The sequence below is a fragment of the Texcoconibacillus texcoconensis genome (assembly GCF_014202575.1).
GTDB lineage: Bacteria > Bacillota > Bacilli > Bacillales > Salisediminibacteriaceae > Texcoconibacillus > Texcoconibacillus texcoconensis.
Window position 1 is genome coordinate 45,767 of sequence record NZ_JACHHB010000011.1, and the last position, 23,293, is coordinate 69,059.

At 42.2% G+C, this 23,293-nt stretch carries 23 protein-coding genes and 1 riboswitch; of the genes, 9 read left to right on the forward strand and 14 right to left on the reverse strand.

The features are described from left to right. Positions 1-2,247 (reverse strand): heavy metal translocating P-type ATPase, encoded by a 2,247-nt coding sequence (locus HNQ41_RS12005; protein ID WP_184664680.1) that lies wholly within the window; start codon positions 2,245-2,247, stop codon positions 1-3. 187 nt (positions 2,248-2,434) lie between these two features. Further along, on the reverse strand, positions 2,435-3,052 hold the full coding sequence (locus HNQ41_RS12010; protein ID WP_184664681.1) for a hypothetical protein: 618 nt from the start codon (positions 3,050-3,052) through the stop codon (positions 2,435-2,437). Between the two features lie 127 nt (positions 3,053-3,179). On the opposite strand from HNQ41_RS12010, the gene HNQ41_RS12015 reads away from it, so the two are divergent. Beyond that, positions 3,180-4,052, forward strand: a complete 873-nt coding sequence (locus tag HNQ41_RS12015) for a DUF2628 domain-containing protein (RefSeq protein WP_184664682.1) — start codon at positions 3,180-3,182, stop codon at positions 4,050-4,052. Between the two features lie 101 nt (positions 4,053-4,153). Here the strand turns inward: HNQ41_RS12015 and csaA are convergent, their stop codons facing one another. The 5 genes from csaA to pfkA form a co-directional block, all read right to left on the reverse strand. Further along, positions 4,154-4,486 carry a chaperone CsaA gene (gene csaA / locus HNQ41_RS12020; RefSeq protein ID WP_184664683.1) on the reverse strand — a complete coding sequence of 111 codons (333 nt, stop codon included), beginning with the start codon at positions 4,484-4,486 and terminating at the stop codon, positions 4,154-4,156. A 241-nt stretch (positions 4,487-4,727) separates the two neighbouring features. Further along, the gene (crcB, locus tag HNQ41_RS12025; RefSeq protein ID WP_184664684.1) at positions 4,728-5,105 is read right to left on the reverse strand and encodes a fluoride efflux transporter CrcB; all 378 of its coding nucleotides are present in this window, start codon (positions 5,103-5,105) and stop codon (positions 4,728-4,730) included. Further along, positions 5,102-5,521: a FluC/FEX family fluoride channel gene (locus tag HNQ41_RS12030; RefSeq protein WP_343043362.1), complete on the reverse strand. Its 420-nt coding sequence runs from the start codon at positions 5,519-5,521 to the stop codon at positions 5,102-5,104. The genes crcB and HNQ41_RS12030 overlap by 4 nt, the downstream gene beginning before the upstream one ends. Positions 5,522-5,756: 235 nt before the next feature. Beyond that, on the reverse strand, positions 5,757-6,407 hold the full coding sequence (locus tag HNQ41_RS12035; RefSeq protein ID WP_184664685.1) for a glycoside hydrolase domain-containing protein: 651 nt from the start codon (positions 6,405-6,407) through the stop codon (positions 5,757-5,759). Positions 6,408-6,544: 137 nt separating this feature from the next. Then, entirely contained in the window at positions 6,545-7,516 is a 972-nt protein-coding gene (pfkA, locus tag HNQ41_RS12040; RefSeq protein WP_184664686.1) for a 6-phosphofructokinase, read from the reverse strand. Between the two features lie 151 nt (positions 7,517-7,667). Beyond that, positions 7,668-7,835: riboswitch (M-box (ykoK) riboswitch) on the forward strand. 220 nt (positions 7,836-8,055) lie between these two features. On the opposite strand from pfkA, the gene mgtE reads away from it, so the two are divergent. From mgtE to HNQ41_RS12055, 3 genes are all read left to right on the forward strand, one after another. Then, positions 8,056-9,423, forward strand: a complete 1,368-nt coding sequence (gene mgtE / locus HNQ41_RS12045; protein WP_184664687.1) for a magnesium transporter — start codon at positions 8,056-8,058, stop codon at positions 9,421-9,423. Positions 9,424-9,605: 182 nt separating this feature from the next. Beyond that, on the forward strand, positions 9,606-10,241 hold the full coding sequence (locus tag HNQ41_RS12050) for an NERD domain-containing protein (protein ID WP_184664688.1): 636 nt from the start codon (positions 9,606-9,608) through the stop codon (positions 10,239-10,241). Positions 10,242-10,263: 22 nt separating this feature from the next. Then, positions 10,264-10,440 carry a hypothetical protein gene (locus HNQ41_RS12055; RefSeq protein WP_184664689.1) on the forward strand — a complete coding sequence of 59 codons (177 nt, stop codon included), beginning with the start codon at positions 10,264-10,266 and terminating at the stop codon, positions 10,438-10,440. A 14-nt stretch (positions 10,441-10,454) separates the two neighbouring features. Here the strand turns inward: HNQ41_RS12055 and HNQ41_RS16790 are convergent, their stop codons facing one another. Beyond that, positions 10,455-10,580 carry a hypothetical protein gene (locus HNQ41_RS16790; RefSeq protein WP_281394016.1) on the reverse strand — a complete coding sequence of 42 codons (126 nt, stop codon included), beginning with the start codon at positions 10,578-10,580 and terminating at the stop codon, positions 10,455-10,457. A 120-nt stretch (positions 10,581-10,700) separates the two neighbouring features. Here HNQ41_RS16790 and HNQ41_RS12060 point away from each other — a divergent pair, with 120 nt between their 5' ends. Next, a complete protein-coding gene (locus tag HNQ41_RS12060) occupies positions 10,701-10,853 on the forward strand; it encodes a hypothetical protein (protein WP_184664690.1) in 153 nt (50 codons plus the stop codon). A gap of 46 nt (positions 10,854-10,899) precedes the next feature. On the opposite strand, the gene HNQ41_RS12065 is transcribed toward HNQ41_RS12060, so the two are convergent. The 5 genes from HNQ41_RS12065 to nadB form a co-directional block, all read right to left on the reverse strand. Next, entirely contained in the window at positions 10,900-11,832 is a 933-nt protein-coding gene (locus HNQ41_RS12065; RefSeq protein WP_184664691.1) for a manganese-dependent inorganic pyrophosphatase, read from the reverse strand. Between the two features lie 108 nt (positions 11,833-11,940). Further along, positions 11,941-13,431, reverse strand: a complete 1,491-nt coding sequence (locus tag HNQ41_RS12070; RefSeq protein WP_184664692.1) for a potassium/proton antiporter — start codon at positions 13,429-13,431, stop codon at positions 11,941-11,943. Between the two features lie 174 nt (positions 13,432-13,605). Further along, a complete protein-coding gene (gene nadA / locus HNQ41_RS12075) occupies positions 13,606-14,712 on the reverse strand; it encodes a quinolinate synthase NadA (RefSeq protein ID WP_184664693.1) in 1,107 nt (368 codons plus the stop codon). A 5-nt stretch (positions 14,713-14,717) separates the two neighbouring features. Next, a complete protein-coding gene (gene nadC, locus HNQ41_RS12080; protein ID WP_184664694.1) occupies positions 14,718-15,560 on the reverse strand; it encodes a carboxylating nicotinate-nucleotide diphosphorylase in 843 nt (280 codons plus the stop codon). Positions 15,561-15,580: 20 nt separating this feature from the next. Next, the gene (gene nadB / locus HNQ41_RS12085) at positions 15,581-17,110 is read right to left on the reverse strand and encodes an L-aspartate oxidase (protein WP_184664695.1); all 1,530 of its coding nucleotides are present in this window, start codon (positions 17,108-17,110) and stop codon (positions 15,581-15,583) included. A 94-nt stretch (positions 17,111-17,204) separates the two neighbouring features. Between nadB and HNQ41_RS12090 the strand changes: the two genes are divergently transcribed. From HNQ41_RS12090 to HNQ41_RS12100, 3 genes are all read left to right on the forward strand, one after another. Further along, entirely contained in the window at positions 17,205-18,365 is a 1,161-nt protein-coding gene (locus HNQ41_RS12090; RefSeq protein ID WP_184664696.1) for a cysteine desulfurase family protein, read from the forward strand. Further along, the gene (locus HNQ41_RS12095; protein WP_184664697.1) at positions 18,337-18,882 is read left to right on the forward strand and encodes a transcription repressor NadR; all 546 of its coding nucleotides are present in this window, start codon (positions 18,337-18,339) and stop codon (positions 18,880-18,882) included. The genes HNQ41_RS12090 and HNQ41_RS12095 overlap by 29 nt, the downstream gene beginning before the upstream one ends. Before the next feature lie 597 nt (positions 18,883-19,479). Beyond that, positions 19,480-20,550 carry a M42 family metallopeptidase gene (locus HNQ41_RS12100; RefSeq protein WP_184664698.1) on the forward strand — a complete coding sequence of 357 codons (1,071 nt, stop codon included), beginning with the start codon at positions 19,480-19,482 and terminating at the stop codon, positions 20,548-20,550. Between the two features lie 68 nt (positions 20,551-20,618). Here HNQ41_RS12100 and HNQ41_RS12105 read toward each other — a convergent pair whose 3' ends face one another. Next, entirely contained in the window at positions 20,619-21,998 is a 1,380-nt protein-coding gene (locus HNQ41_RS12105; RefSeq protein ID WP_184664699.1) for an amidohydrolase family protein, read from the reverse strand. 453 nt (positions 21,999-22,451) lie between these two features. Here HNQ41_RS12105 and HNQ41_RS12110 point away from each other — a divergent pair, with 453 nt between their 5' ends. Continuing rightward, positions 22,452-23,270: a hypothetical protein gene (locus HNQ41_RS12110; protein WP_184664700.1), complete on the forward strand. Its 819-nt coding sequence runs from the start codon at positions 22,452-22,454 to the stop codon at positions 23,268-23,270. The last annotated feature ends 23 nt before the right edge of the window (positions 23,271-23,293 follow it).

The following is a 23,293-nucleotide window of genomic DNA, read 5'->3' on the forward strand; positions in this document are numbered from 1 at the left end:
TTACGCTGAATGAGGTAGCGTTTTAAACTTCTTTAAACGTAACGTATTTAATACAACTGATACTGAACTAAATGCCATCGCAGCCCCAGCTAACATTGGATTGAGCAACAGGCCGAACATTGGATATAAAAGCCCCGCTGCGACTGGAATTAATACGATGTTATAACCAAACGCCCAACCTAGGTTTTGCCAAATCATACGCATCGTCGATTTCGATAATCTAAACGCCGTCACGACACTCAAGATATCACCGCGCATCAGCGTAATATTCGCTGTTTCCATGGCGACATCTGTGCCGGTACCAATGGCAATACTAATATCTGCTTGTGCAAGTGCAGGTGCATCATTAATACCATCACCCACCATGGCGACGCTTTGCCCTTGATCTTGAAGCTCTTTAACATAGGAAGATTTATCTTCTGGAAGAACTTCCGCAACAAACGTATCAATACCTGCTTCTTCAGCAATCGCTGCAGCTGTTCGTTCATTATCCCCCGTTAACATGACGACATGAATATCCATGTTTTTTAGCATTTTCACCGCTTGTTTAGCATCTTCTTTTAACGTGTCAGCTACAGCAATGACCCCTGAAAATGTTCCATCAACGGCTACATACATCGGTGTTTTTCCTTCTGAAGCGAGCTTATCCGCATCTCTTTGTTGTTCGTATCCTTGCACACCTTTTTCCTTCATTAACTTATCGTTTCCAATCAGTACTTCTTTTCCTTCAAATGTCGCGCTCAAGCCACGTCCAGTTAAAGAATTGAAGTTTGAAGGTTCAGCTAATGAAAGGCCGCGCTCTTTTGCACCATCGACAATCGCTTGACCTAGAGGATGCTCAGAAGCCGTTTCTACAGAAGCAACAGCTCTGAGTAATTCATCTTCAGCTTGGCCGTTTTCAGAAATGATGTCGGTTAACTTCGGCTTTCCTTCTGTAATCGTACCTGTTTTATCTAATATTACTGTATCGACTTTATGTGCTTGCTCTAAACTTTCCGCATCTTTAATAAGCACACCATTTTCTGCACCTTTTTCTGTCCCGACCATAATCGCAGTCGGTGTCGCTAACCCGAGCGCACAAGGACAAGCGATAATTAACACCGCAATAAACGTCGTGAGCGCAAAGATAAAGGACGGATCAGGTCCAAAAAAGAACCATACGAGAAAACTAAACGTCGCAATCGCAACAACTGCTGGCACGAAGTACGCAGAGATGACATCGACCATTCGCTGAATCGGTGCTTTCGAACCTTGCGCATCGTTAACCATACGAATGATTTGTGACAGCATCGTCTCTTTTCCAACTTTCGATGCCCGAAACGTAAACGTCCCTGTTTTATTGATCGTCGCACCAATGACTGCATCATCTACTTGCTTTTCAACAGGAATCGACTCACCTGTTAACATCGATTCATCAACAGATGACTGTCCCCGAATAATCGTTCCATCAACAGGAACTCGTTCACCTGGACGAACTTGTACTTCATCACCAACTTGTACGTCTTCAACGGCAATTTCCATCTCTTCCCCATCGCGGATAACACGCGCGGTTTTCGCTTGCAAATTCATCAATTTCTTAATCGCAGAAGACGTTTCTCCTTTGGCCTTTGCTTCAAAAAAGCGTCCTAGTAAAATCAGTGTCGTAATCACTGTTGTGACATCATAGTAAAGCTGATACGGAAATCCGACTCCTGTTAAAAACTCAGGAAATAACGTCATCGCACCACTATAAAGCCATGCTGAAGTTGTTCCCATTGCAACGAGAACGTTCATATCTGCAGACTTATTTTTTAATACTTGGTAACTATTTTTATAAAAGCGCCAACCTGGTACGAGCTGAACATACGTCGTTAAAACAAGGAGAAAGTATGGATTGGATAACCAACTAGGTACCCACGCCCCCCATGCTTCTACCATGTGTGGGATGCTTCCTATTAAAACGATCGATGTGACGATCGCTGCCCACGTGAAATCACGCAATAATTTCTTGGACTCCGCTTCTTGCTTGGCCGTCACATCCTCTTCTTCTCCCTCTTCTAAAGGACTTGCCCCAAAACCTATCTTCTCAACCGATGCAATCATTTCACCGATTTTCTCATCATCAATATCCCCTGTTACTTGGGCTTGATGTGTCGCAAGGTTGACATTAACATCTTCTATCCCTTCAACTTTTGAAAGCTTCTTTTCTACACGATTGACACATGACGCACAGTGCATGCCTTCAATCGATAATTTTACTTTCGACATGCTCCCCCTCCTGTCGCACCTTTAGTTTATGATCAAACACCATTTCTACAGCAATGAATTTCTAACACCAATATACCGTAACGGGGTATATATGTCAACGTGATACTGAATTTAGAGAACACCTTAGTTTCTTCATAAAAAAAAAGAAGGGTTATATACCCTTCCTCAGTATTGTTTGGCAATGTTTTTAACCTTGTCCTACAAGCATTTCAAAAAGCGTGATGGCTGCTTCTTTTGATTGCACGTCGGCGTCTTCGTAAATCTGGAGATCATAATAGGTGTCGTCGAAGTAAAAGTTACCGAGGTATTGATTGTCTTGTTTGGCGAGGTATGCCTCGAAGCCTGAGATCTCGATTTGTTCGGCTTCGTCTAAGTCTTTAAGGATATGAATGAAGCCGTTGCGGCTCATCGTTAGTGTTGCATACCGTTTTTCGTAATCATGGTAATACACTTGGCGATTGGATTCGCCTTGTATATGTTGTTGGTTGTTGTATTCATCGATTTCTTCAGTTGTCGTCTCATTTGTGCCAGCTTCTTCTCCAAAGGTTATGGTATATCGATACGGCACTTCTGCATAGCGGTGATTTTCTGGGTTATCCCCATCTTGATAGCGCAGGTCGACATCTTTATGGATGGTGATGACATCCCATTCTTCAGGGTATGTAAACGGCTCGTATACAAATTGTTCGTTAATCTCCGTATGCGGGAATACTTCTTCTGTTTCTTGCGTGTCTTGTGTACCTTCTGCACATCCAGCAACGAATAAACTTATAGCGATAACGAGCAATGCGTAAAACTGTTTCATTTCTATCTTCTCCTTTCATCATCATTATACCAAAGTTTTAGCCACACTCGTTAACTCAAAGCGTAATGATGTTCTTCTATGAAAGGACTATGATAGAATAGAGGTAGTTTCTGAAAGGAGCTCTAGCATGACACGAAATCATAAACATTCCTTCAAACAAAACGAAGAACAACAATATCAAAAATATATCGGCTCAAACAGCCCAACATACATCGATGCATGGAAACAAGCAAAAAATCCCGCCACATTCACTGGCTGGAATTGGAGTGCTTTCCTTTTTGCACCGGTCTGGTTTGGATACCGACACATGTACGGCTGGGCAACAGGTTATTTTCTTGTATCACTATTGATCCTTTTGCTCGTCTCATTTTGGCCATGGCTACAATTTATAGGGGTGCCAGGACCTGAATCTACAGTCCTCGTCTCTATCATTGGTCACCTTGCCATCCACGCCTTAGTTGGCATTTTTGGAAACGCGATTTACTTCCGACATATCCAACGTCGTATTCAACTTGAACACGAAAACAAAGAAAAGGAACTTCAGGCAGCGATCCCCTTGTTTCAAGCAGCAGGAGCAAGCAGATTAGCTGCGATGATAACAACCGTCACACTCATCATCGTCTTTAGCGCACCGATGACCTGGGCTGCCACCTATACGTATTCACCACCCTTACCAGAAGGGGTTTACTTGCATTTAGAAGACGACCCAGCACCAGAGAAACTCATCGACGTCCAAGACGACTTTACATTCGAACGATACAACGCAACACTACAACTGTTACTAGTACTAGACGAACCAATCGGCCAAGAATCCGTCAACATCACTATCTACAAAGATGACAAACAACATACAGAACAAAACTACACCTACTTTAGCGGCCAACACATCCACATCGACCTGCTCGATACCGACTACCCTCTAAACGAACCAGGTGAATACAACGTTCACGTTGAAGTTCCTGGTTTATATGACGAGCAGATTCCGTTCTTTTTAGAATAGCTTTCCTTTGATGGGCTTTGATTTCAGAGGGTTTTCCAATGCGAATACTAAGAAAAAACGCGGCGGTGCCTAGCGAGCACCGCCTTTTGTTATACATATCGTTAAGAAATTGACGTTCCATTTGACACCGACTCGTCAAGATTTAATAAAACAACATCATCCTTATCAGGCGTTCCACCAAGAACGAGGACTTCGGAAGAGAAGCCCGCAATTTTACGAGGGGGAAAATTAACAACCGCAACAACTTGTCGTCCAACAAGTACCCCTGGGTCGTATCGCTTCGTAATTTGTGCACTTGATTGTTTCACACCGATCTCCTCACCAAAATCAATGAACAGCTTAATCGCTGGCACACGCGCTTCTGGAAAAGGCTCAGCTTCTTGAACTGTTCCTACCCGAATATCTAACTTTGTAAAATCATCGATTGTCGGCATGACAGCACCTCCGTTTTTACCCTTATTTCTGCGGCAAGTATACCATGTCCTTCCATTTCAACATAACTACATTGAAAAAAGTACCTTCTTCTTGTTAATGATCCAGTCATTTTATACAAAAAAGGGCTACCCCATGTCCATAATGGAATAACCCTTGGGTTCAGACAAGGTTAATGCTTTTCCTACGCAAACTGTCCGAAACTCGACCTTTAGTAAAAACATCAGATGACAACTTCATCCTTTAGATAAATCCTATGATCCCTAACACAAATAAAGCGACACTACCTATAATCGAAATCATGACATAAAAAAACGACCGTAAATACGTTCGTTTACGAATTAGTTCCACCGCTTCTACACTAAATGTTGAAAATGTTGTAAATGCACCGAAAAAACCAATACCTATTAATAAAAACAAAGGATCATCATATACATCCATCGGTACCATTCCATATACAACACCGAAAAATACCCCGAGCCCCAATGAACCAAGCAAGTTTACAATCAACATCGCCAAGGGAATCGATGGGTTGTTCACTTTTTCCTTCACCCATTCACCGAGTAGGTAACGACAGATTGCCCCTAAGGCTCCTCCTAATCCAACAGAAAGTAGGCTCACGTCTGCTCACCTTCCTTTCTTTTTGACTTTGCTAACCCAACTCCGAATGCATAGCCAAGAAAGGCAAGAAGCAGACCGCCCGAAACTGAAAGTAACACATATGTCATAGACGATGTGAGGGAGAAATCTTCAGCTAAAAAGACTGTATCAGCCGCTAACGTAGACATCGTCGTTAATGTTCCGCAAAAACCTGTAGCCAAAAATGCCTTTATGTATGGATTGATCGCGCGGGCAAGTGCCCAGCCTGTTACAACACCGAGTAGTAAACTACCGAGTAAGTTTTCAAGTACTGTCCCAATTGGGTAAAGTGTTGTTAAGGTTTGTACATTAATCGCATAACGAATCGATGTACCTAGTGCACCACCTAAAGCAATGCTTAAAAGCATGAGTGATTTCTTTACATGCGGTTGTGACACCCACAACGCCTCCTAACAAGAGAAGTAGAACACTATGTGCACAAGTAGACACATCATGAATGACATGTTTTTAAACAAGCGTTTAAAAAAGAGAGACCCCTGTTTTAAACTTTTTGCAGGAGTCTTCAACCATTCACGACACGAACCACGAAGGTTACGTATACGTCCAAATTTTAGCGAACAGCTACCCCTTCGTCAAACGCTTAGTGCCCTTTTATTTTCTTGTCATGAAGGCCTAGTCTAAGTTATCAAACAATCGATCTTGGAGAAGTACGGTATCAATTGGACATTCATCTGCATCACGCCCATATTGCCAAGCCCATACATTCGCTTCACAAGGCGGGGATTCTGGTGCAAAATTTGGATAGTTATTCGCACCACTCACGCCTGGTTCTGGCTCTGCGCTCCATAAGACAGATTGAATCCGCACTTGTTCATTTTGTTCGATCGCCTGACAGTAAGCATCTGAGAATCCGCCTTCAACGGGGTCATTGTAGAAGCCGGGACGGTATTCACTATTATAAAAAGTCTCTACCCAGCCAACAAGCCAATCCGCATCTACTTCAAAAAACCTTTCAACATTAGCGAAGATGAACGTCCCCTCCGCAATGCCTATTCTTTGTGCGTTAAAAATGGCATTACGAGCGGCCACCTTTCCTTCACGTAAACCGACGGAAGCTTGAAAGTTGTTATAGATAGGCATCACCTTAACACCACGTGTGTGTAAAAACGACCGCTCTTCCTTTGTTAAGCCTACACTAACGCCTTCGATCGTATTGAGGTAGCGCCCCCAAAACTTGGGTGACCCAAACTGACTTTTGACACAATTGAATAGCTGTTCGTCAACCTTCGCTGCGGAATCAACACCCCAAAACAGCTTTGCCATTAGCTATCACACCCCTCTCGTGACAGCCTATGCAAACAGAACGAAAAAATTATATAAAATGTAGACGGTATGAGGAAAGAAGCCTTTACGCTAACTTTTCACAATCTAACTTCCCCCTCTAATGAAACATTTGACCATTAAATCGCACATTGTTTTGCTAGCGTTAATTTTTCTTTCTTTTCCTCGAGAACTCTTGGATTTACATCCTCACCTGTCTCTGATAATTTTCGTTTTGATAGACGGTTGTTTTGCCGGCCTAAAGCATAGCCTGACTCACCTTCTGCTAACATATTGACCGCTTCTGAACCCAACTTCGTCGCTAGCAACCGATCAAAACATGATGGATTGCCACCTCGTTGAATGTGACCGAGCACGGTGACGCGCACTTCTACATCAACAGCTTGCGCGATTTGATCAGCAACCTCTCCTCCTGAAGCAACCCCTTCAGCAACAATGACGATGCTATGCTTCTTACCACGGCGATATGCTCGCTCAACTCGCTCAATACATTCTTCCATAGGGGTTTCGATTTCAGGGATCAAAATACTTTCCGCCCCTGCGGCTAGCCCACACTCAATAGCAATATCACCAGCATCCCTTCCCATCACTTCCACGACATACGTTCGCAAATGAGAAGATGCCGTATCCCGTATTTTATCGACTGCCTCCATCGCTGTATTGACAGCTGTATCATAACCAATCGTAAAATCAGTGCCATAAATGTCATTATCGATCGTTCCCGGAAGGCCGATGACCGAAATACCCGCTTCTTGTAAAGCAAGCGCACCTTTATATGAACCATCTCCGCCAATGACGACGAGACCTTCTATTCCTTGAGCTTTTAATTGATCTAAGGCGTCTTGTTGCCCTTCCTTTGTTTTAAAACGTTCACTGCGGGCACTATGTAGAACCGTACCTCCACGATGCATCACATCGTCGACATCTTTCATAGTAAGCTTCTTAAAACGGCCTTCCATCATTCCTTCATACCCATTATATATACCAATTGTTTCAACACCGATATTTTCAGCGCGAACGACGACACCACGAACTGCCGCATTCATGCCTGGGGAATCTCCCCCGCTAGTCATTACCGCTATACGCTTCATATTTATCACCTCAGTTACAAAGTATGCCCTGAAGTGTTTCATAACATGTGCAATCGAGGCTTCGTGTTAGAGAATAACTTTAGATTAAACATAATGTGAGACTATTGACATAAAACGGTATGTGCTTTACGATTTAATATGGTTTAAAAATATTATACCTCGTTAGGTGAGGCTCCTGTACGAAGATACGCTGCTGCCCAAAAATGTCCAAAGACGCCAATGGGTTAACAGAATTCATCGACATAAGGTGTTTTCTAATGCAGCTGGTTTTATAAACCTATGTCGTGCAGTGCTAAAGCTCAACGAATGGAGGAACGTGTCGAAACGTATATCGTCACTTTGTTCTCGTATGCTCAAAACACCTTCATTCGTATGATGAGGGTGTTTTTTATATTTTAAAGGAGGTGATGAGGGATGGATCCCAGTCCCGACCGATCACAAAGTATTATGTATCAAATCAACCGAAAAAGAGAAATTCTAAAACAAAATGAGGATCCCTCCCTCGTTACTTAGGAAGGTCCTCGTAAGGAGGAATCGCGATGGTAAAACTTACAGAACAAAACCGCGAACAGTATGAAAAGTCGATCCTCGATGCACTGAATGCAGAAGAAATCAATGCATTTCGTGACCTTTTCCTTGAACTTCATCCAATGGATCAGATCGACATCTTTAATGATTTAAATAAAGACCAACGACAAAAAGTATATGCTTTTTTATCACCGAAGGAATTTTCCGATATATTTGAGGACTTGGAAGTAGGAGATCAAAAGAAGATTATCCAAGAGTTAGAACAACAATATACGACAGACGTCATCACTCATATGTATGCCGATGATATCGCTGACTTTTTAGGAGAAATGAAAGACGAAAATGCTGAAGAGATCTTAAAAGGCCTCGACCAAGACGATGCCGAAGATATTAAAGAATTGCTCTCCTATGAAGAAGGTACGTCCGGCGCAATAATGACGAAAGAATTCATTAGCGTTCGCTCGGAGAACCTTGTTAAAGATGTCATCGACCAACTTCGTCAGGAAGGTCCCGATGCGGAAACGATTTATTACTTATATGTCACAAACGCCAAACACGAGCTTGTAGGCGTTGTCTCCCTTCGTGACTTAATTATCGCAAATCCAGAAAAACAAGTGGAAGATGTGATGAGTACGCGCGTCGTTTCTGTTGCAACAGAAGAAGACCAAGAAGATGTCGCAAACTTAATGAAAAAATATGATTTCTTAGCAGTACCCGTTGTAACAGCGAAAAACAAACTCGTCGGGATTATTACGGTTGACGATATCCTCGATGTTATGGAAGAAGAAGCAACTGAAGACTTAGGGGAAATCGCCGCTGCACGTGGTGCAACAGACGTGAATGTATCTCCTATTAAAGCTGCTTCACGACGTGCACCTTGGATCGTTTTACTTATGTTTTTCGGTATGATTACCGCAAATGTGATCGGCCAATTTGAAGATACGTTAGAACAAATTGTCTTATTAGCAGCATTTATCCCACTTATTATGGACTCTGCCGGAAACACAGGTACTCAGTCACTTGCTGTCGCCGTACGTGGTCTTGCTCTTGGCACACTCGAGAAAAAAGGTGTCGGCAAAATGATCTTACGGGAATTTAGTACCGGTATTATGCTTGGACTTTTGTGTGCGGTTGTGCTAATGATTATTGTACCAATCTTTTATGATCCAAACGTTTGGCTTGCATTTACTGTCGGAATCTCAATTTTCTTCTCTTTAAGTATTGCAACAGTGATCGGTACGATTGTACCGCTTGTCATTAACAAATTGAAGCTCGACCCAGCTATTGCGTCTGGTCCTTTCATTACAACAGTGAATGACATCCTTGGTTTAATGGTTTACTTCTCCATCGCAACAGCGATGATGGATTTACTCCTATAAATATTTACTGAACAGCGTAAGTGAGACGGGACACTCGTCTGCTTACGCTGTTATAATGATACATAAGTTTTCACCCTCTGATTGAACTCCCGCACTGTTTACCCTCACCCATTCAAAGATATCCTTATCCAATGTCTTACGAAAATTGTTCTCTTCACATATCTAAAAAAAGAGGTGATGATGTGATTTATAAGCCACGTTCGTTCCCTGTCGTTATTCATCAGCTTGAGTCTTTGCAGAATAGAGTTCCTGCTGAACACCGTCATTTTGCTGATATTGAAAAAGATTTTAAGTTGTATAAGAAGGGGTATCGCGGTGAGCATTCCCTTGATTATTATTTCAACTTCCTCTCTGTAACGCCCCACTTCTTGCTTCATAACTTGAGAATTCCTAATGATAAAGGTGGCTTTTTTCAACTCGATACAGTTTTGATCACTCCTTATTTTTACGTGATTGTGGAGGTTAAAAATTTAAGTGGCACCGTGACATTTGATCCAACTTTTGAACAAGTGATACGGACTTATAATGGTCAAGAAGTAGCTCATCCTCATCCGATTCATCAAGTAAACATGCAAGTTTTTCACTTTAAAAATTGGCTCCATAAGCATCAACTGCCTTCTATGCCTGTTTATCCTCTCGTCGTTTTTAGCGATCCTAGTACAACGATTAAAGCCGTCAGTCATCATGAACAATTTGCTGATGTCGTGATACACGCCCATTCTCTCCTTTCCAGAATTGACGATTTTTCTATGATAAATGCAAATCGGGTAGGTATTGATGAATGTCAGCTACGGAAAGTGGGCGTGCCCCCATTGTAGGTGTAAATCGAAGGATGGCCATATGAGGGCGTTGCAAGATTATAGTTTGCTGATCGGAAATACAATCACAAACCAACAGTTGCGCTCGTTTCTGAGGTTGGAATCGCGGATGACTGCTCAACGCATTCTTCAAGATGTTGCGATTGGATACAAAGGGAATTATCGCGATCGCGTATACCAACTTCCAGTTTTCTTATAGTTACTCATATAGGCTTAAAGTACTAATTCGTTCGTAAGTACTGGGATTTCGTTCGTAAACACTCGATTTTCGTTCGTAAATGGTCGATTTCCGTTCGTAAATGCTAAATTTTCGTTCGTAAACATTAAATTTTCGTTCATAAACCTTCCTTATGCACTCAATTTTCACTCATAAACCCAGTTCCACCACCCACAAACTGCATGTTTCACCCCTAACCTGTACATACTACCTACAAAACATCCCAATGGTGGTGATAAAAGATGCGTAATACGCGAAACGAACAACCTTACGATGAGGAAATTGAAGCGATTCATGTTCGTGAAGCGCTAAAGGGGCTTGCTTTAGGACTAACAATGATGGTAACCACGTTTCTTGTTCTACATTTTATATTCGGCTTTCAAATGTTCGGATAAAAAAAGATCCCTCATTAAAAAGGGATCTTTTTCTATCCTCCTATTGTTAGGACAACACTTGTGTTAACTGCGGAACAATCTGCTTTTTGCGGGAAACAACACCTTCAAGTGTCGCTTGACCATCTTCCAGTGAAACATCAAACGCTTTTTCGACTGCTTGTTGTTGCTCACCCACAGCTAACGCAACGGTGTTGTTGGACAGAATATTTGTCACCGCTAGAACGAACAAATCGAGTTCATTCCCATCAACAGAACGATTCATCTCTTCTTCTACTTCTTTTTTACGAATCAAGATATCATTCTCATCGATCACATTAACTTGTGCGACTTGTACTTTATGTTCTCCCATCGAAAATTCTTTCTTGTCCATCGTAAGTATTTCTTCGATAGATTTTCCTTGCATATCTGCGCCAGCTTTCAACATGTCTAGCCCATATTCTTCTAAGTTCACATTTGCGATAGAAGCTAACTCTTGTGCAACTTTTTCATCTTCCGGTGTACACGTTGGCGATTTAAATAACAAAGTATCAGAAATGATCGCTGACAACATTAATCCTGCGATTTTCGGTTCTATCTCAACTTGCTGCTCTTTGAATAACTTGTACAAGATCGTCGTCGTACATCCTACCGGTTCTGCTCGATAATAAAGTGGACTTTCTGTTTCAAAGTTTGCAATACGATGGTGATCAATCACTTCAAGAATTTGTACCTTATCTAAGTCTGAGACACTTTGTTGACGTTCATTGTGATCAACTAAAATAACTTGGCTGACTTCCTCAGATACTTCATCTCGAAGCTGAGGTTCTTCAACCTCAAAATAATTCAAAACATACTCTGTTTCTTTATTTATTTCACCAAGGCGTACGGGTTCAGCATTTAATCCTAATACTTTTTTCAAATGTGTATAAACGATCGCCGAACAAATCGAATCTGTATCTGGACTTTGATGGCCGAAAACAAATACTTTTTCTTCTCTCATATTCACGGACCCCTCTATATAAGATTTCTTTTTCCATACAAAAGATCCTACTTCAACCTACTCAATTTGTCACTGATATTTAGGTTTTTGAACCTTTTACATTTTTGTTTATCCTTTGGCACGTCGACCTTTCTTATCATTCAACATACGCTTTAACTTCTTCAAACTCTTGCGCGATACGAGAATATACAAGATATCACCGCCATGGATGACCGTTTCACCATAGGGGGTGATCAAATCTCCATCTCGAATGACCGCATTAATCAGCACATCATCAGGAAATTCAATATCAGTCAAAGAGCGACCGACAACTGCCGCGTCTTCTGGCACGTGATATTCAATGATCTCCGCATTGGCTTGCCCAATTGAAACTAACTCCAAAGAATGGAAAGGGGTGACTTTTTTCGGTCCTGTTAAGCCTAACTTCTCTGCAAATGTTGAAATCGTTGAACCTTGTACGAGTGCTGATGCTAGTACAACGAAGAAAACGACATTGAAAAAGAGTTGACTCGACTCATAACCTGCAACCATTGGGTATGTCGCTAATACGATTGGGACTGCTCCGCGCAAACCAGCCCAAGAGATAAAAACACGTTCCTTTAACCCAAAGCCAAAACCGATTGTTGATAAAAATACAGCGACGGGACGTGCGATAAACATTAAAATAATCGCTAGTAAAATACCTCTCCATATGACATCGAATGTAAATAATTGCACAGGGAAAACGAGTAAACCGAGGATCACAAACATTGTGATTTGCATCATCCAGGCGAAGCCTTCATTAAAACGGAAAATAGAATGTCGATATGTTAAATCGGAATTTCCAATCACGAGCGCCGCTACATAGACTGCGAGTAGCCCACTTGCTTCACTAAGAGAAACGACACTATATGTAAATAACGCAAATCCTAGCGCGAAAACAGGATATAAACCTCCTGAATCTAAATTGACACGATTAATCGACCAGGAAGCTACCCAACCAAGTGCTAATCCTGCGACAAGACCCATTCCCATTTGCCATAAAAAGGAACCTACTAAACCGAAAAAGCCTTCTCCACCGAAGGTAATCCATTCAACAAGTCCGATCGTCAAAAACATCGCCATCGGATCGTTCGTACCTGACTCTGCTTCAAGTGTCGCCTCTAGGTTATCTTTAATATTTTGGTTTTTTAAAGAAGCAAAAACCGCTGCCGCATCGGTGGACCCAACAATCGCACCGAACAACAGCCCTTCCAACCAAGTGACATTCAAGATCATCATTGCAGCGACAGAAACGAGCGCGGTTGTCAACAAGACACCGACTGTTGCAAGTATAAGTGAAGGGGCAACAACCGGGCGAACCGTCGTCCATTTTGTTTGCATACCACCTTCAAACAAAATGATGACAAGGGCAATCATACCAATCAACTGGGCATGCTGTGGATTATCAAAATAAATAAGACCAAGTCCATCACTTCCCGCTAACATACCGACGACAATAAAGAGCACGAGCGCTGGAACTCCCAGACGGCTTGAAAACTTTGTCGTTAATACACCTACAATAAATAATAATGCGAGTAGTAAAATGATGCCATCAGTTGTGATGATTTGTTCAAACATGCAGCATAAATTCTCCCCTCTTTATAACAACCAATACGTAATACTCTCCTTATATCATTATTATACCATTATGAAAAAAAGATGAAAAATCATTCACACAAAGATAAAAATCGTTCCACAAGTACATAACGCTGAAATCACCTAAAAAAAGACCGCCTTCAGCGGTCTTCCTCCCTAAGATGAAATCTCAAACATTCTTTCAATCGCTTGCACGGCTTTGGATGAAACGTCTTTATCTACGCGAATCGTGTTGTTCGCACTACCTGCTTCGATTCTCTCTAAAGACCATACGAAATGCGGTAAGTCAATCCGATTCATTGTCACACATGGGCACATGTTAGGGTTTAAAGAAACGATGTCTTGTTCTGGGTGTTCATGGCGGATTCGTTCAACGAGGTTCATTTCTGTCCCGATCGCCCATTTTGTTCCTGGCGCCGCTTCGCGGACAGATTTGATAATCGTACTCGTCGAACCGCTTTGGTCACTGGCTTGAACGACGTCAAACGTACACTCCGGATGAACAAGAATCTTACGTTCTGGCTCACTTTCTCGAAGTTGACGAACATGTTCAATTGTGAACATTTCATGTACTGAACAATGACCTTTCCAAAGAATCATACGCTTATCTTCTTCTCCAGATGAACTTAAGGTTTCTGATATTGGGTCCCATACTGTCATTTGTTCTAAAGGGATGCCTAAGTCATAAGCGGTATTTCTTCCTAGGTGCTGGTCGGGTAAAAATAGGATGCGCTCTTTTTGGTTAAATGCCCATTGCAACACTTTTTTTGCGTTGGAAGATGTGACAGTAGCGCCTCCGCGTTCAGCGACAAATGCTTTAATCTCAGCGGTGGAGTTGACGTAAGTGAGCGGGATGATTGTATCGCCAAATTGTGCCGTGAGCTTCTCCCACGCGCGTTCTGCTTGCTTGATATCGGCCATATCAGCCATTGAGCAGCCTGCGCGCATATCGGGTAAGACGACGGTTTGATCGGCGCGGGTAAGCATGTCAGCTGTTTCGGCCATAAAGTGAACGCCACAAAATACGATGTATTCTGCCTGGGACATCTGCGATGACATCTTTGCAAGCTGGAGTGAGTCACCTGTAGCATCGGCAAATTGAATGACCTCATCTTTTTGATAATGATGACCTGGGATAAACAAACGGTCTCCCAACTTCTCCTTCACCCTCTTAGCGCGCTTAATCAGTGCGTCAGTCGACAAGTGTTTATACTCTTCTGGCATCATTGATGTTTTTGCTTCTAATTCGTGAAGTATACTCAATACAATCACTCCTCTTTTTTGATCACATCAAAACTTATATCTAAAGACTTATAGGAATGGGTGAGCGCGCCAACGGAAAGAAAATCGACACCTGTTTCGGCATACTGCGCCACTTGTTCTTCATCAATACCACCTGATACTTCGGTGTATATCGATGACGGAACTTCCTTCGCCCATTTCTCTACAGTAGCTGGGGTGACGTTATCAAACATGATGATATCAGCACCTGCTTCAATCGCTTCATGCAACTGCTTCTCGTTTTCAACTTCCACTTCTACTCGCACCATATGACCAACATGACGTTTCACAGCTTCAACTGCTTTTGTGATTGATCCTGCTTGCGCGATATGATTATCTTTTATCAACGCACCATCATCGAGACGTAAGCGATGATTAGCGCCACCCCCACACACAACAGCATGCTTTTCAAACATTCGCAGACCAGGAGTCGTTTTGCGTGTGTCAATCACACGCGTGGAACCAGATGCTTGTAACACTTTCGTCATGCGGTTTGTCATCGTTGCAATACCACTCATACGTTGAACAACATTTAACAACACGCGTTCACTTGTGAGCAAATCATTAATCGGTCCATACACTTCACATATTGGCTCTCCCTTTTTGACAAAAGTTCCGTCTGGAAGGTTGTGTGAGATTTCAATATTGTTATTGAAAAGTCGATAGCCTTCCTTTAATACTTCTTCCCCTACAAAGATGCCTTCTTCTTTCGCAATAAACCTTCCTTGGCTCCACTCATTTTCAAACATTGATTCGGTCGTTACATCTCCATATCCAATATCCTCTACAAAAAACTGTTCCAATTGTTTGCGAAGCGCGATTTTATTCATAAAATCTCCTCCTGTTATCCTTAAAGCATCGCTGCTTGTTTCATAGACTGAGTGATTTCGACTTGTTCCCAGCTACGTGAAGACTTCGGGAAATCACTTCGATAATGGGCACCTCGACTTTCTTTACGCTCATATGCACTACAGGCGATGAGATAAGAAACAATCGCCATATTACTCCGCTCAAGCTGATCAAGGGATAAGCCACTACGATCTTCCAAATGAATATAAGCTTCTGCAACAGGCTTTAGCCAATCAACAAATGAGCGTAGGCTTTTTCGATCACGTATGATGCCAATATGTTTTTCTACCATTTCACGCAGCTCACTACGTGTTGGAAGTTTTTCTGAACAGAAGGTAGGGTGAACGGTTTTAGGTGTAATCGCCACGCGGGATGTTTTCGGGTCATTCATTAATGCGTGTGCTGTGCGCCTTGCAAAAACGAGTGCTTCTAAAAGCGAATTACTTGCTAAACGATTGGCACCATGAACCCCCGTGCGAGCGACTTCACCAACTGCATAAAGGCCAGGTACGGTTGTCCGACCATATAGATCCGTCTTCACGCCTCCCATCATAAAGTGAGCAGCTGGACGAATCGGAAGCATTCCAAGCGACAGAGATTCGCGTCGCCGCATGTCCTCGATCGACGGGAAACGTTCTGCAAATTGCTGTACGTTACGCGCATCTAAATATAACTCCTCGCCTTGCATCATCCGCTCGTAAATGGTCCGAGCAACAATATCCCGAGGCGCTAAATCCCCAAGTGGATGAACCCCATCCATAACTGAATCCCCATCTTGGTTTATAACCGTCGCACCTTCTCCTCGAACGGCTTCGGATAGTAACCCGACACTTTGATCTTCGTGAACACACATCGTCGGGTGAAACTGAAGGAATTCCATATCTGACAATGCCGCACCTGCCCTGTAAGCAACAGCAAAACCATCACCAGTGATCCCTTCGCTATTTGACGTATACGGAAATAATCCCCCACACCCTCCAGTCGCAAAAACCACTGCTTCTGCTTCGTACGTTTTTACTCGACCATCTCTATCCTTTGTAAACACGCCAGTACAGGCGCCATTTTCGATTCGAACATCAATAAGCGTTTCATCACTTCGCCGAGTAACATTTGAAGATACTCTTTTCGTCAAAAAGGACATGATCTTTTTCCCTGTCTGGTCACCACCTGCATGTAAAATGCGCCGAGATGAATGGGCACCTTCTCTTCCTAATAACAGTTCCCCTTGATTATCACAATCAAAAATCATTCCTTCATCAATCAAGGACTGAATAGAAGAAACGCCTTCTTCAGCTAACATCGTGATCGCCTGTATATCTCCATGATGACACCCGGCATTCATCGTATCTTTTACGTGTGACGACACAGAGTCTCTCTTACCAAACGCCCCGGCAACTCCTCCTTGCGCGAGCCAAGAATTCCCTCTATCAGATTTTGAAATGATGATCAGCGGTTGTTCCTTGGAAATAAAGTTGATGATAGCAAGTGCCGAAATTCCAGTTCCGATAATAACAATTGGTCTTTTAGACACTCCCCCACCCCCTTAACTTTACATATGTCTTGACACCTATATTTACATAAATTTAAAGTAAAGACAACAACTTTTTTACAGGAGGAGATCATTTTTGATTTACCTAGACCATGCAGCCACATCACCCATGAGTGACGAAGCCATACACACATATTGCGAAACGGCAAGACTTTTCACAGGCAACCCAAGCAGCCTACACGACACCGGCAGTAAAGCCGCCACTCTACTAGAACACTGTCGTGAAAAGCTAGCAACTACCATCAACGCCAAACGAGACAACATCTATTTCACAAGCGGCGGCACTGAGTCAAACCAACGAATCATCCGCTCCCTTTTAAAACCATATCGCAACCAACGACCACACATCATCACATCACACCTTGAACACGCATCAACCCGCACACTTTGCCAAGAATTAAAAGCAGAAAATATTGAAGTTAGCTTTATTGACATTGACAAATCAGGACACATTCGTTTAGATGAACTTGAGGCAGCCATTCAACCGAATACCATACTCGCAACCCTCCCTTTTGTGAACGGGGACATTGGGACCATTCAACCGGTTGAAAAAGCCGTTTCTCTTTTACACCAATACAATGTGAAACTTCACTGCGACGCCGTTCAAGCTTATGGCAAGTTACCGATTGATGTCACTCACATACCAATTGATGCATTGTCTGTAAGTGCTCATAAACTTGGCGGCCCTAAAGGGATTGGATTTGCTTATTTATCGGAAAACGTACAATGGGAAAGTTTAGAGAGAGGAACAACACACGAGCGCGGGTTTCGCCCTGGGACCGTTGACATACCAAGCGTCGCCTCTTTTACCGATGCTGCCACAACAGCCTGCCACAATATTCAGACCAATAATAAAGGCGTAAGCGCTCTACGGGATCAAATCATCGAATCCTTGAAAGCCAATCCCGCGATTGTGATCGAAAGCCCGCAATCATCTTCGTCACCTTATATTGTCGGTTTTCGAATAAAAGAAATGGACGGAACCGTCGCGATGCTCTATATGAACAGGTATGGTGTGGCCGTCTCAACAGGTAGTGCTTGCCAAGTTCAAGAAGATCACCCTGCAGAGACGCTAACCGCACTTGGGCGTTCAAGGGATGAAGCTCAACAATTTATCCGCATCTCCCTTTCTCCATCAACGACAGAAAACGAGGTTAATACTTTTTTAGATACACTTGAAAAACTAATAAAAACGCGAGGGATGACAAATGGAGAAACAAAAGAAGTGGCGCGGTGAAACAAGGCGCCAAAAAATTATAGAAGAATTACAAACGATGGACAGTCCTTTATCAGGAACAAAACTCGCTGAGCAATTAAATGTAAGCAGACAAGTGATTGTCAATGACATGAGTTTATTGAAAGCACGCGGGGAACCGCTTATGGCTACAAGTCAAGGCTACATTTGGAATGAAGAGAAGCCTGCATCAAACCTTATCTCCCGAGTGGTTGCTTGCTTTCATTCCCCAGAACAAACAGAAGAAGAACTACTTTTACTTGTAGACCACGGCATTCACGTGAAAGACGTCAAAATTGAACACCCCGTTTATGGTGATATCACCGCTTCTGTTATGGTTAAAAATCGAAAAGATGTAGAAAAGTTTATGGATAAAATTAGATCAACAAACGCCAGCTTCTTATCAAAATTAACGGACGGCGTTCACTTACACACCTTGGAAGCCGAAGATGAAGATCAGTTAAACGAGGCGATTAATGCCTTGAGCAAAAATGGTTTTCTCCTCGATCATTCTTCTTAAACGTTTTGAATCAACAGTGAGCATACGGAACAAAAAAAGTGCCAAATTTCTTTTGCAAGGAATTTGGCACTTTTTAACTTATTTGAATGAATTTCATAATAGATAATGTAAATCTCATATCCGAACATGGATTGTGATTTTCACTGCAGGTGGACGCTTTCCCAAGGGCTTGTCTTCAGCTAAATTCAGCTCCACAAACCGTCGCTGAATTGGATCTTCAAACTGCGCTTATCCTTTGGGCGTCGCCGCCTTTCGTTTCAATCAGTTTCAAAAACGAACGTTAACCTTCGTAATAACTGATTACATTTGTGATGTTTGTTAAAACCCTTCATTATGAAATTCATTCATTTATCAATTGTCGATAGCTTCTTTCATCTTGTCGCTATAGCCAATCGTCCACGTTAGACCAGTTGCCCATTCTGCAACACGTCTTAGAATTGTCCACATACAGGTATTCTATCCGGCGTAATAAAAGATCATTACCATATGAACAATTTTAAGTTTTAACACCTACAGAATCCACTCTTCTTTACATGATTTTTTTTGCTTGTTCCAAACTAAACTTAGTTTGACCCATGTAAAAAGGAGAGAAACTGTATGAGCTCTTATGAATTAATGCGTAAATTAACCGAAACAGAAGGGTTACCTGGTTTTGAAGATCGAATTTACAATGTCATGGATCAAGAAATCAAAAACCATACGAACGACCTTGTACACGATCATTTAGGCAGTATTACTGGAAAAGTAGGAAATGGTGCTTCAAAAGTTTTGCTAGCTGGGCACTTAGATGAAGTCGGATTTATCGTCAGTCAAATCACTGAAAAAGGCTTTTTGAAAATCAAGCCTCTTGGCGGTTGGTGGCCACACGTCATGTTAGCTCAACGCGTGAAAGTCCTTACAGACAGCGGGGACCTTACTGGCGTTATTGGTGCAAAGCCTCCTCACTTGTTAGAAACTGACGAACGAAAGAAGGTCCTCGATATCGATGATATGTTCATCGACATCGGTGCAACGAGCCGTGAAGAAGCTAAATCTTACGGAGTCAATGTCGGTAACCCTGTCGCAACGATTTGTCCTTTCGAGCCGCTTCCAAACGAGAAAATGTTACTCGCTCGCACTTGGGATAACCGTGCTGGTTGCTATGTGGCTTTAAAAGTACTTGAACGTTTGAAATCGGCACAGCTTCCTAACACGCTTTATGCAGGTGCAACGGTTCAAGAAGAAGTAGGACTGCGTGGTGCACAAACGTTAGCTGAAACAATCCTACCAGATATCGCATTTGCTACTGATGTCGGTGTCGCAACAGATACGCCGGGAATTAATAAAGGAAAAGCTGGTGATATTCAACTTGGCAAAGGCCCAATTCTCGGGTTCCTTGATCGTTCGATGATTCCACATCGAAAACTTCGTGATTTTGTCGTAAACACCGCAGAACAAAAAGACATCCCTTATCAAATTGAACTGATGACAGGTGGTGCCACGGATGGTGGTAGACTTCATTTAGCTGGCAGCGGTGTTCCGACAATGGTTGTAAGTGTGCCTTCTCGTTATATTCATAGCCATGTTTCCGTTATTCACGAAGACGACATAGAAAATGCCGTTGAATTGCTATGTGCCGTTATTCAATCTTTGGATGAAGAGACTGTTAACGGAATGAAAGGATTATAATGAAGAAAGGGACGTTACCGTAGACAATCAAATGTTACGTAACGTCCCTTTTATTATGCTATAGACATTTATACTTTTTTACTCACGCGTTTCGCGAGTCCATTGGCAGCTTCTTGTGCATCTTTAACAACTTGTTCTTCGCTCGCCGTGACAATTTGACGATGTTCCATTACCACTTTTCCATCAATAATTGATGTTTCCACTTCATGTCCGCGTGCCGAATAGACAAGGTTTGGGATTACATTGGAGGTTGGCTTCGTTATGACCGGCGATAAGGAAGGTTCTTGAAAATTGATGACGATGATATCAGCCTTCTTCCCTTTTTCTAGTGATCCAACTTCATGATCAATCCCTAATACTTTCGCAGCTTCAATTGTTGCTGCACGGAGTGCTAGTTCGGCAGGGAAAACAGCAGGGTCTTGGTATTTTACTTTATTGACGATCGCTGCAAATTTCATTTCATTAAACATATTGTTACTATTATTGCCCGGCGCTTGGTCTGAACCTAATGAAGCTGTCCCACCCGCTTGTAAAAATGAATACATCGGAGGAACGATTCCGTCAATGATACCGATACTTCCAGGACAACAAATCATCGAAGCACCACTGTGAGCAGCCTTTTCCGTTTCCTTCTTTGTCGCTTCTGTTAAATGAACCGCTATTAAACGTTCGTTTAAAAATCCTTCTCTTTCTAGAAATGGGATGGTTCGCAGGTCATAGCGTTTTTCCATTTGCTCAATTTCGCGGTCCCCTTGCGCCACATGCATATGTAATTTCGTATCATACGTTTCCGCAAGGTCGGCGATTTGTTTCATGCGATTCAGTGAAAGCATATCTGCCCCTTGAGGGCCGAGCATACAAGTGATTCTTCCATCTTCTGCACCGTGGTAACGTTCAATTAAATCAACGTTTTTTTGCAGTTTCTGTTCCCCTACCTTGGCATCAAGTGGGTAAAGCTCACCCACAGATAGGTCATCAATATCATCTGGCATTTCATTGACCATTTCAGCAACACACGCTCGCGCACCGATTTTGACATAGTGCTGAACAATATCCTGCATATCTGTATCATAGTCTGCAAATGTCGTCGTTCCTGCTTTGATCCCTTCTAAAATATTGACGAGCGATCCCTTTATGCGCTCCTCTTTTGTCACATGTTTCATAAAAGGCCAAATGCCTTTTTGCATCCAGTGACTCATATCTTGAGCGACACCTCGGAGAATGGCCAAACCCGTGTGGATATGAGAATCAATAAGCCCTGGCATGATAAGCTGATTGTTCGCATCAATGATTCGTTCTGCATGATAATTAGCTCGTAAATCATCACTTTTTCCTACCGCTTCAATCGTCTGTCCTATAATGGCCACTGCTCCATTTTCAATCAGCTGATTTGATTCATCTTCCATCGTCAATACATAACCATTTACGATCAATAGATCTACATTCATGACACACTCTCCTCACGTTTTGTTGTCATATGGAATGAATTAGACAATCGAAACAAATGACCTTTTAAAAACTAGACAAATCATGAAATGAATGAATTTCATCATAGATGATGTAAAGATCATATCCGAACATGGATTGTGATTTTCACTGCAGGCGGACGCTTTCCCGAGGGCTTGTCTTCAGCTAAATTCAGCTCCACAAACCGTCGCTGAATTGGATCTTCAGACTGCGCTCTATCCTCAGGGAGTCGCCGCCTTTCGTTTCAATCAGTTTCCAAAACAGACGTTCACCTTCGTGATAACTAATTACATTCGTGATGTTTGTTAAAACCCTTCATTATGAAATTGGTTCAAGTATCTAAAATTTAACAATTGTCACCTTCACAATGAAAACTCGCGCATATACAATAGACAGAGCACTATTGAACGGATCACTCAAGGAGGACATATATCATGATTTCAAGGGGATTTGCGACATTACGCAATAATCTTCATACGATTCTATATCCAGTCAGCTTGGATATGATCACGCTAACCGTTGGTGCTTTATTGATGGGCATATCTATGCAGCCAACACAAACACTGCAATTAACGCTTAACCCCGGTCTTTCGTTATTAAATGATCTTTTAGCTGACGATAATCAATTTCTCTCTTTCACCATTGATCGTGGCATCCATGGAGTACAGGGAAGTTCTGTGCTTATGTTTTTATCATTACTAATTGTTGTTGTGGTCATCTCTGCATTTTTTCATGCTGGTGTTATTGGCTTGCTCTATGAAGGTGTTCAAGGAAACAGTACGGCTTTTTCAACACTCGCTTTGTACGGTAAAGCTCACTTTCTACGTTTCATTGGACTTTATGTATTTATCACGATTCTTTTATTGTTGGGTACATTTTTTCTCTCGATATTTTTCACTCTCGGATTTCTAGGGTTCTTGATTATAAGTATTCTTTTCCTCGTTTTACGGATTTTGTTTATCTTTTTAGAATTCACAATTGTGACAGACAAAATCAATGTTTTAAACGCATTAACGAAGAGTCTTGATTATTTTCGCCAAAGAGTGCCTGGTACATTGGAAGTTATCTTTGCTATGCTTGTATTTAACACCGTTATTGCGTTTATACTCAACAATTGGGCACACCCATTCACATTTTTATTATTGCTTGTTCCCTATGCTTATATCATTTTTGGATTACAATTCTCTTTAATGCACGCTTTGCATGACATACAAACGAAAGAAATCGATTCACAAGAAAACGCAAGGGTATAACCCCTTGCGCTTTTCGTTCATGT

What these genes read in the sequence shown, in the direction of transcription:
- pfkA (WP_184664686.1), bottom strand. Translation starts at nt 7,516, where the DNA reads ATGAAGCGTATAGCGGTAATGACTAGCGGGGGAGATTCCCCAGGCATG.
- HNQ41_RS12010 (WP_184664681.1), bottom strand. Translation starts at nt 3,052, where the DNA reads ATGAAACAGTTTTACGCATTGCTCGTTATCGCTATAAGTTTATTCGTT.
- csaA (WP_184664683.1), bottom strand. Translation starts at nt 4,486, where the DNA reads ATGCCGACAATCGATGATTTTACAAAGTTAGATATTCGGGTAGGAACA.
- HNQ41_RS12095 (WP_184664697.1), top strand. Translation starts at nt 18,337, where the DNA reads ATGGAGAAACAAAAGAAGTGGCGCGGTGAAACAAGGCGCCAAAAAATT.
- HNQ41_RS12015 (WP_184664682.1), top strand. Translation starts at nt 3,180, where the DNA reads ATGACACGAAATCATAAACATTCCTTCAAACAAAACGAAGAACAACAA.
- nadC (WP_184664694.1), bottom strand. Translation starts at nt 15,560, where the DNA reads ATGAATAAAATCGCGCTTCGCAAACAATTGGAACAGTTTTTTGTAGAG.
- HNQ41_RS12105 (WP_184664699.1), bottom strand. Translation starts at nt 21,998, where the DNA reads ATGAATGTAGATCTATTGATCGTAAATGGTTATGTATTGACGATGGAA.
- HNQ41_RS16790 (WP_281394016.1), bottom strand. Translation starts at nt 10,580, where the DNA reads ATGAACGAAAATTTAATGTTTACGAACGAAAATTTAGCATTTACGAAC.
- mgtE (WP_184664687.1), top strand. Translation starts at nt 8,056, where the DNA reads ATGGTAAAACTTACAGAACAAAACCGCGAACAGTATGAAAAGTCGATC.
- HNQ41_RS12065 (WP_184664691.1), bottom strand. Translation starts at nt 11,832, where the DNA reads ATGAGAGAAGAAAAAGTATTTGTTTTCGGCCATCAAAGTCCAGATACA.
- HNQ41_RS12110 (WP_184664700.1), top strand. Translation starts at nt 22,452, where the DNA reads ATGATTTCAAGGGGATTTGCGACATTACGCAATAATCTTCATACGATT.
- HNQ41_RS12060 (WP_184664690.1), top strand. Translation starts at nt 10,701, where the DNA reads ATGCGTAATACGCGAAACGAACAACCTTACGATGAGGAAATTGAAGCG.
- HNQ41_RS12005 (WP_184664680.1), bottom strand. Translation starts at nt 2,247, where the DNA reads ATGTCGAAAGTAAAATTATCGATTGAAGGCATGCACTGTGCGTCATGT.
- HNQ41_RS12070 (WP_184664692.1), bottom strand. Translation starts at nt 13,431, where the DNA reads ATGTTTGAACAAATCATCACAACTGATGGCATCATTTTACTACTCGCA.
- HNQ41_RS12055 (WP_184664689.1), top strand. Translation starts at nt 10,264, where the DNA reads ATGAGGGCGTTGCAAGATTATAGTTTGCTGATCGGAAATACAATCACA.
- HNQ41_RS12035 (WP_184664685.1), bottom strand. Translation starts at nt 6,407, where the DNA reads ATGGCAAAGCTGTTTTGGGGTGTTGATTCCGCAGCGAAGGTTGACGAA.
- HNQ41_RS12100 (WP_184664698.1), top strand. Translation starts at nt 19,480, where the DNA reads ATGAGCTCTTATGAATTAATGCGTAAATTAACCGAAACAGAAGGGTTA.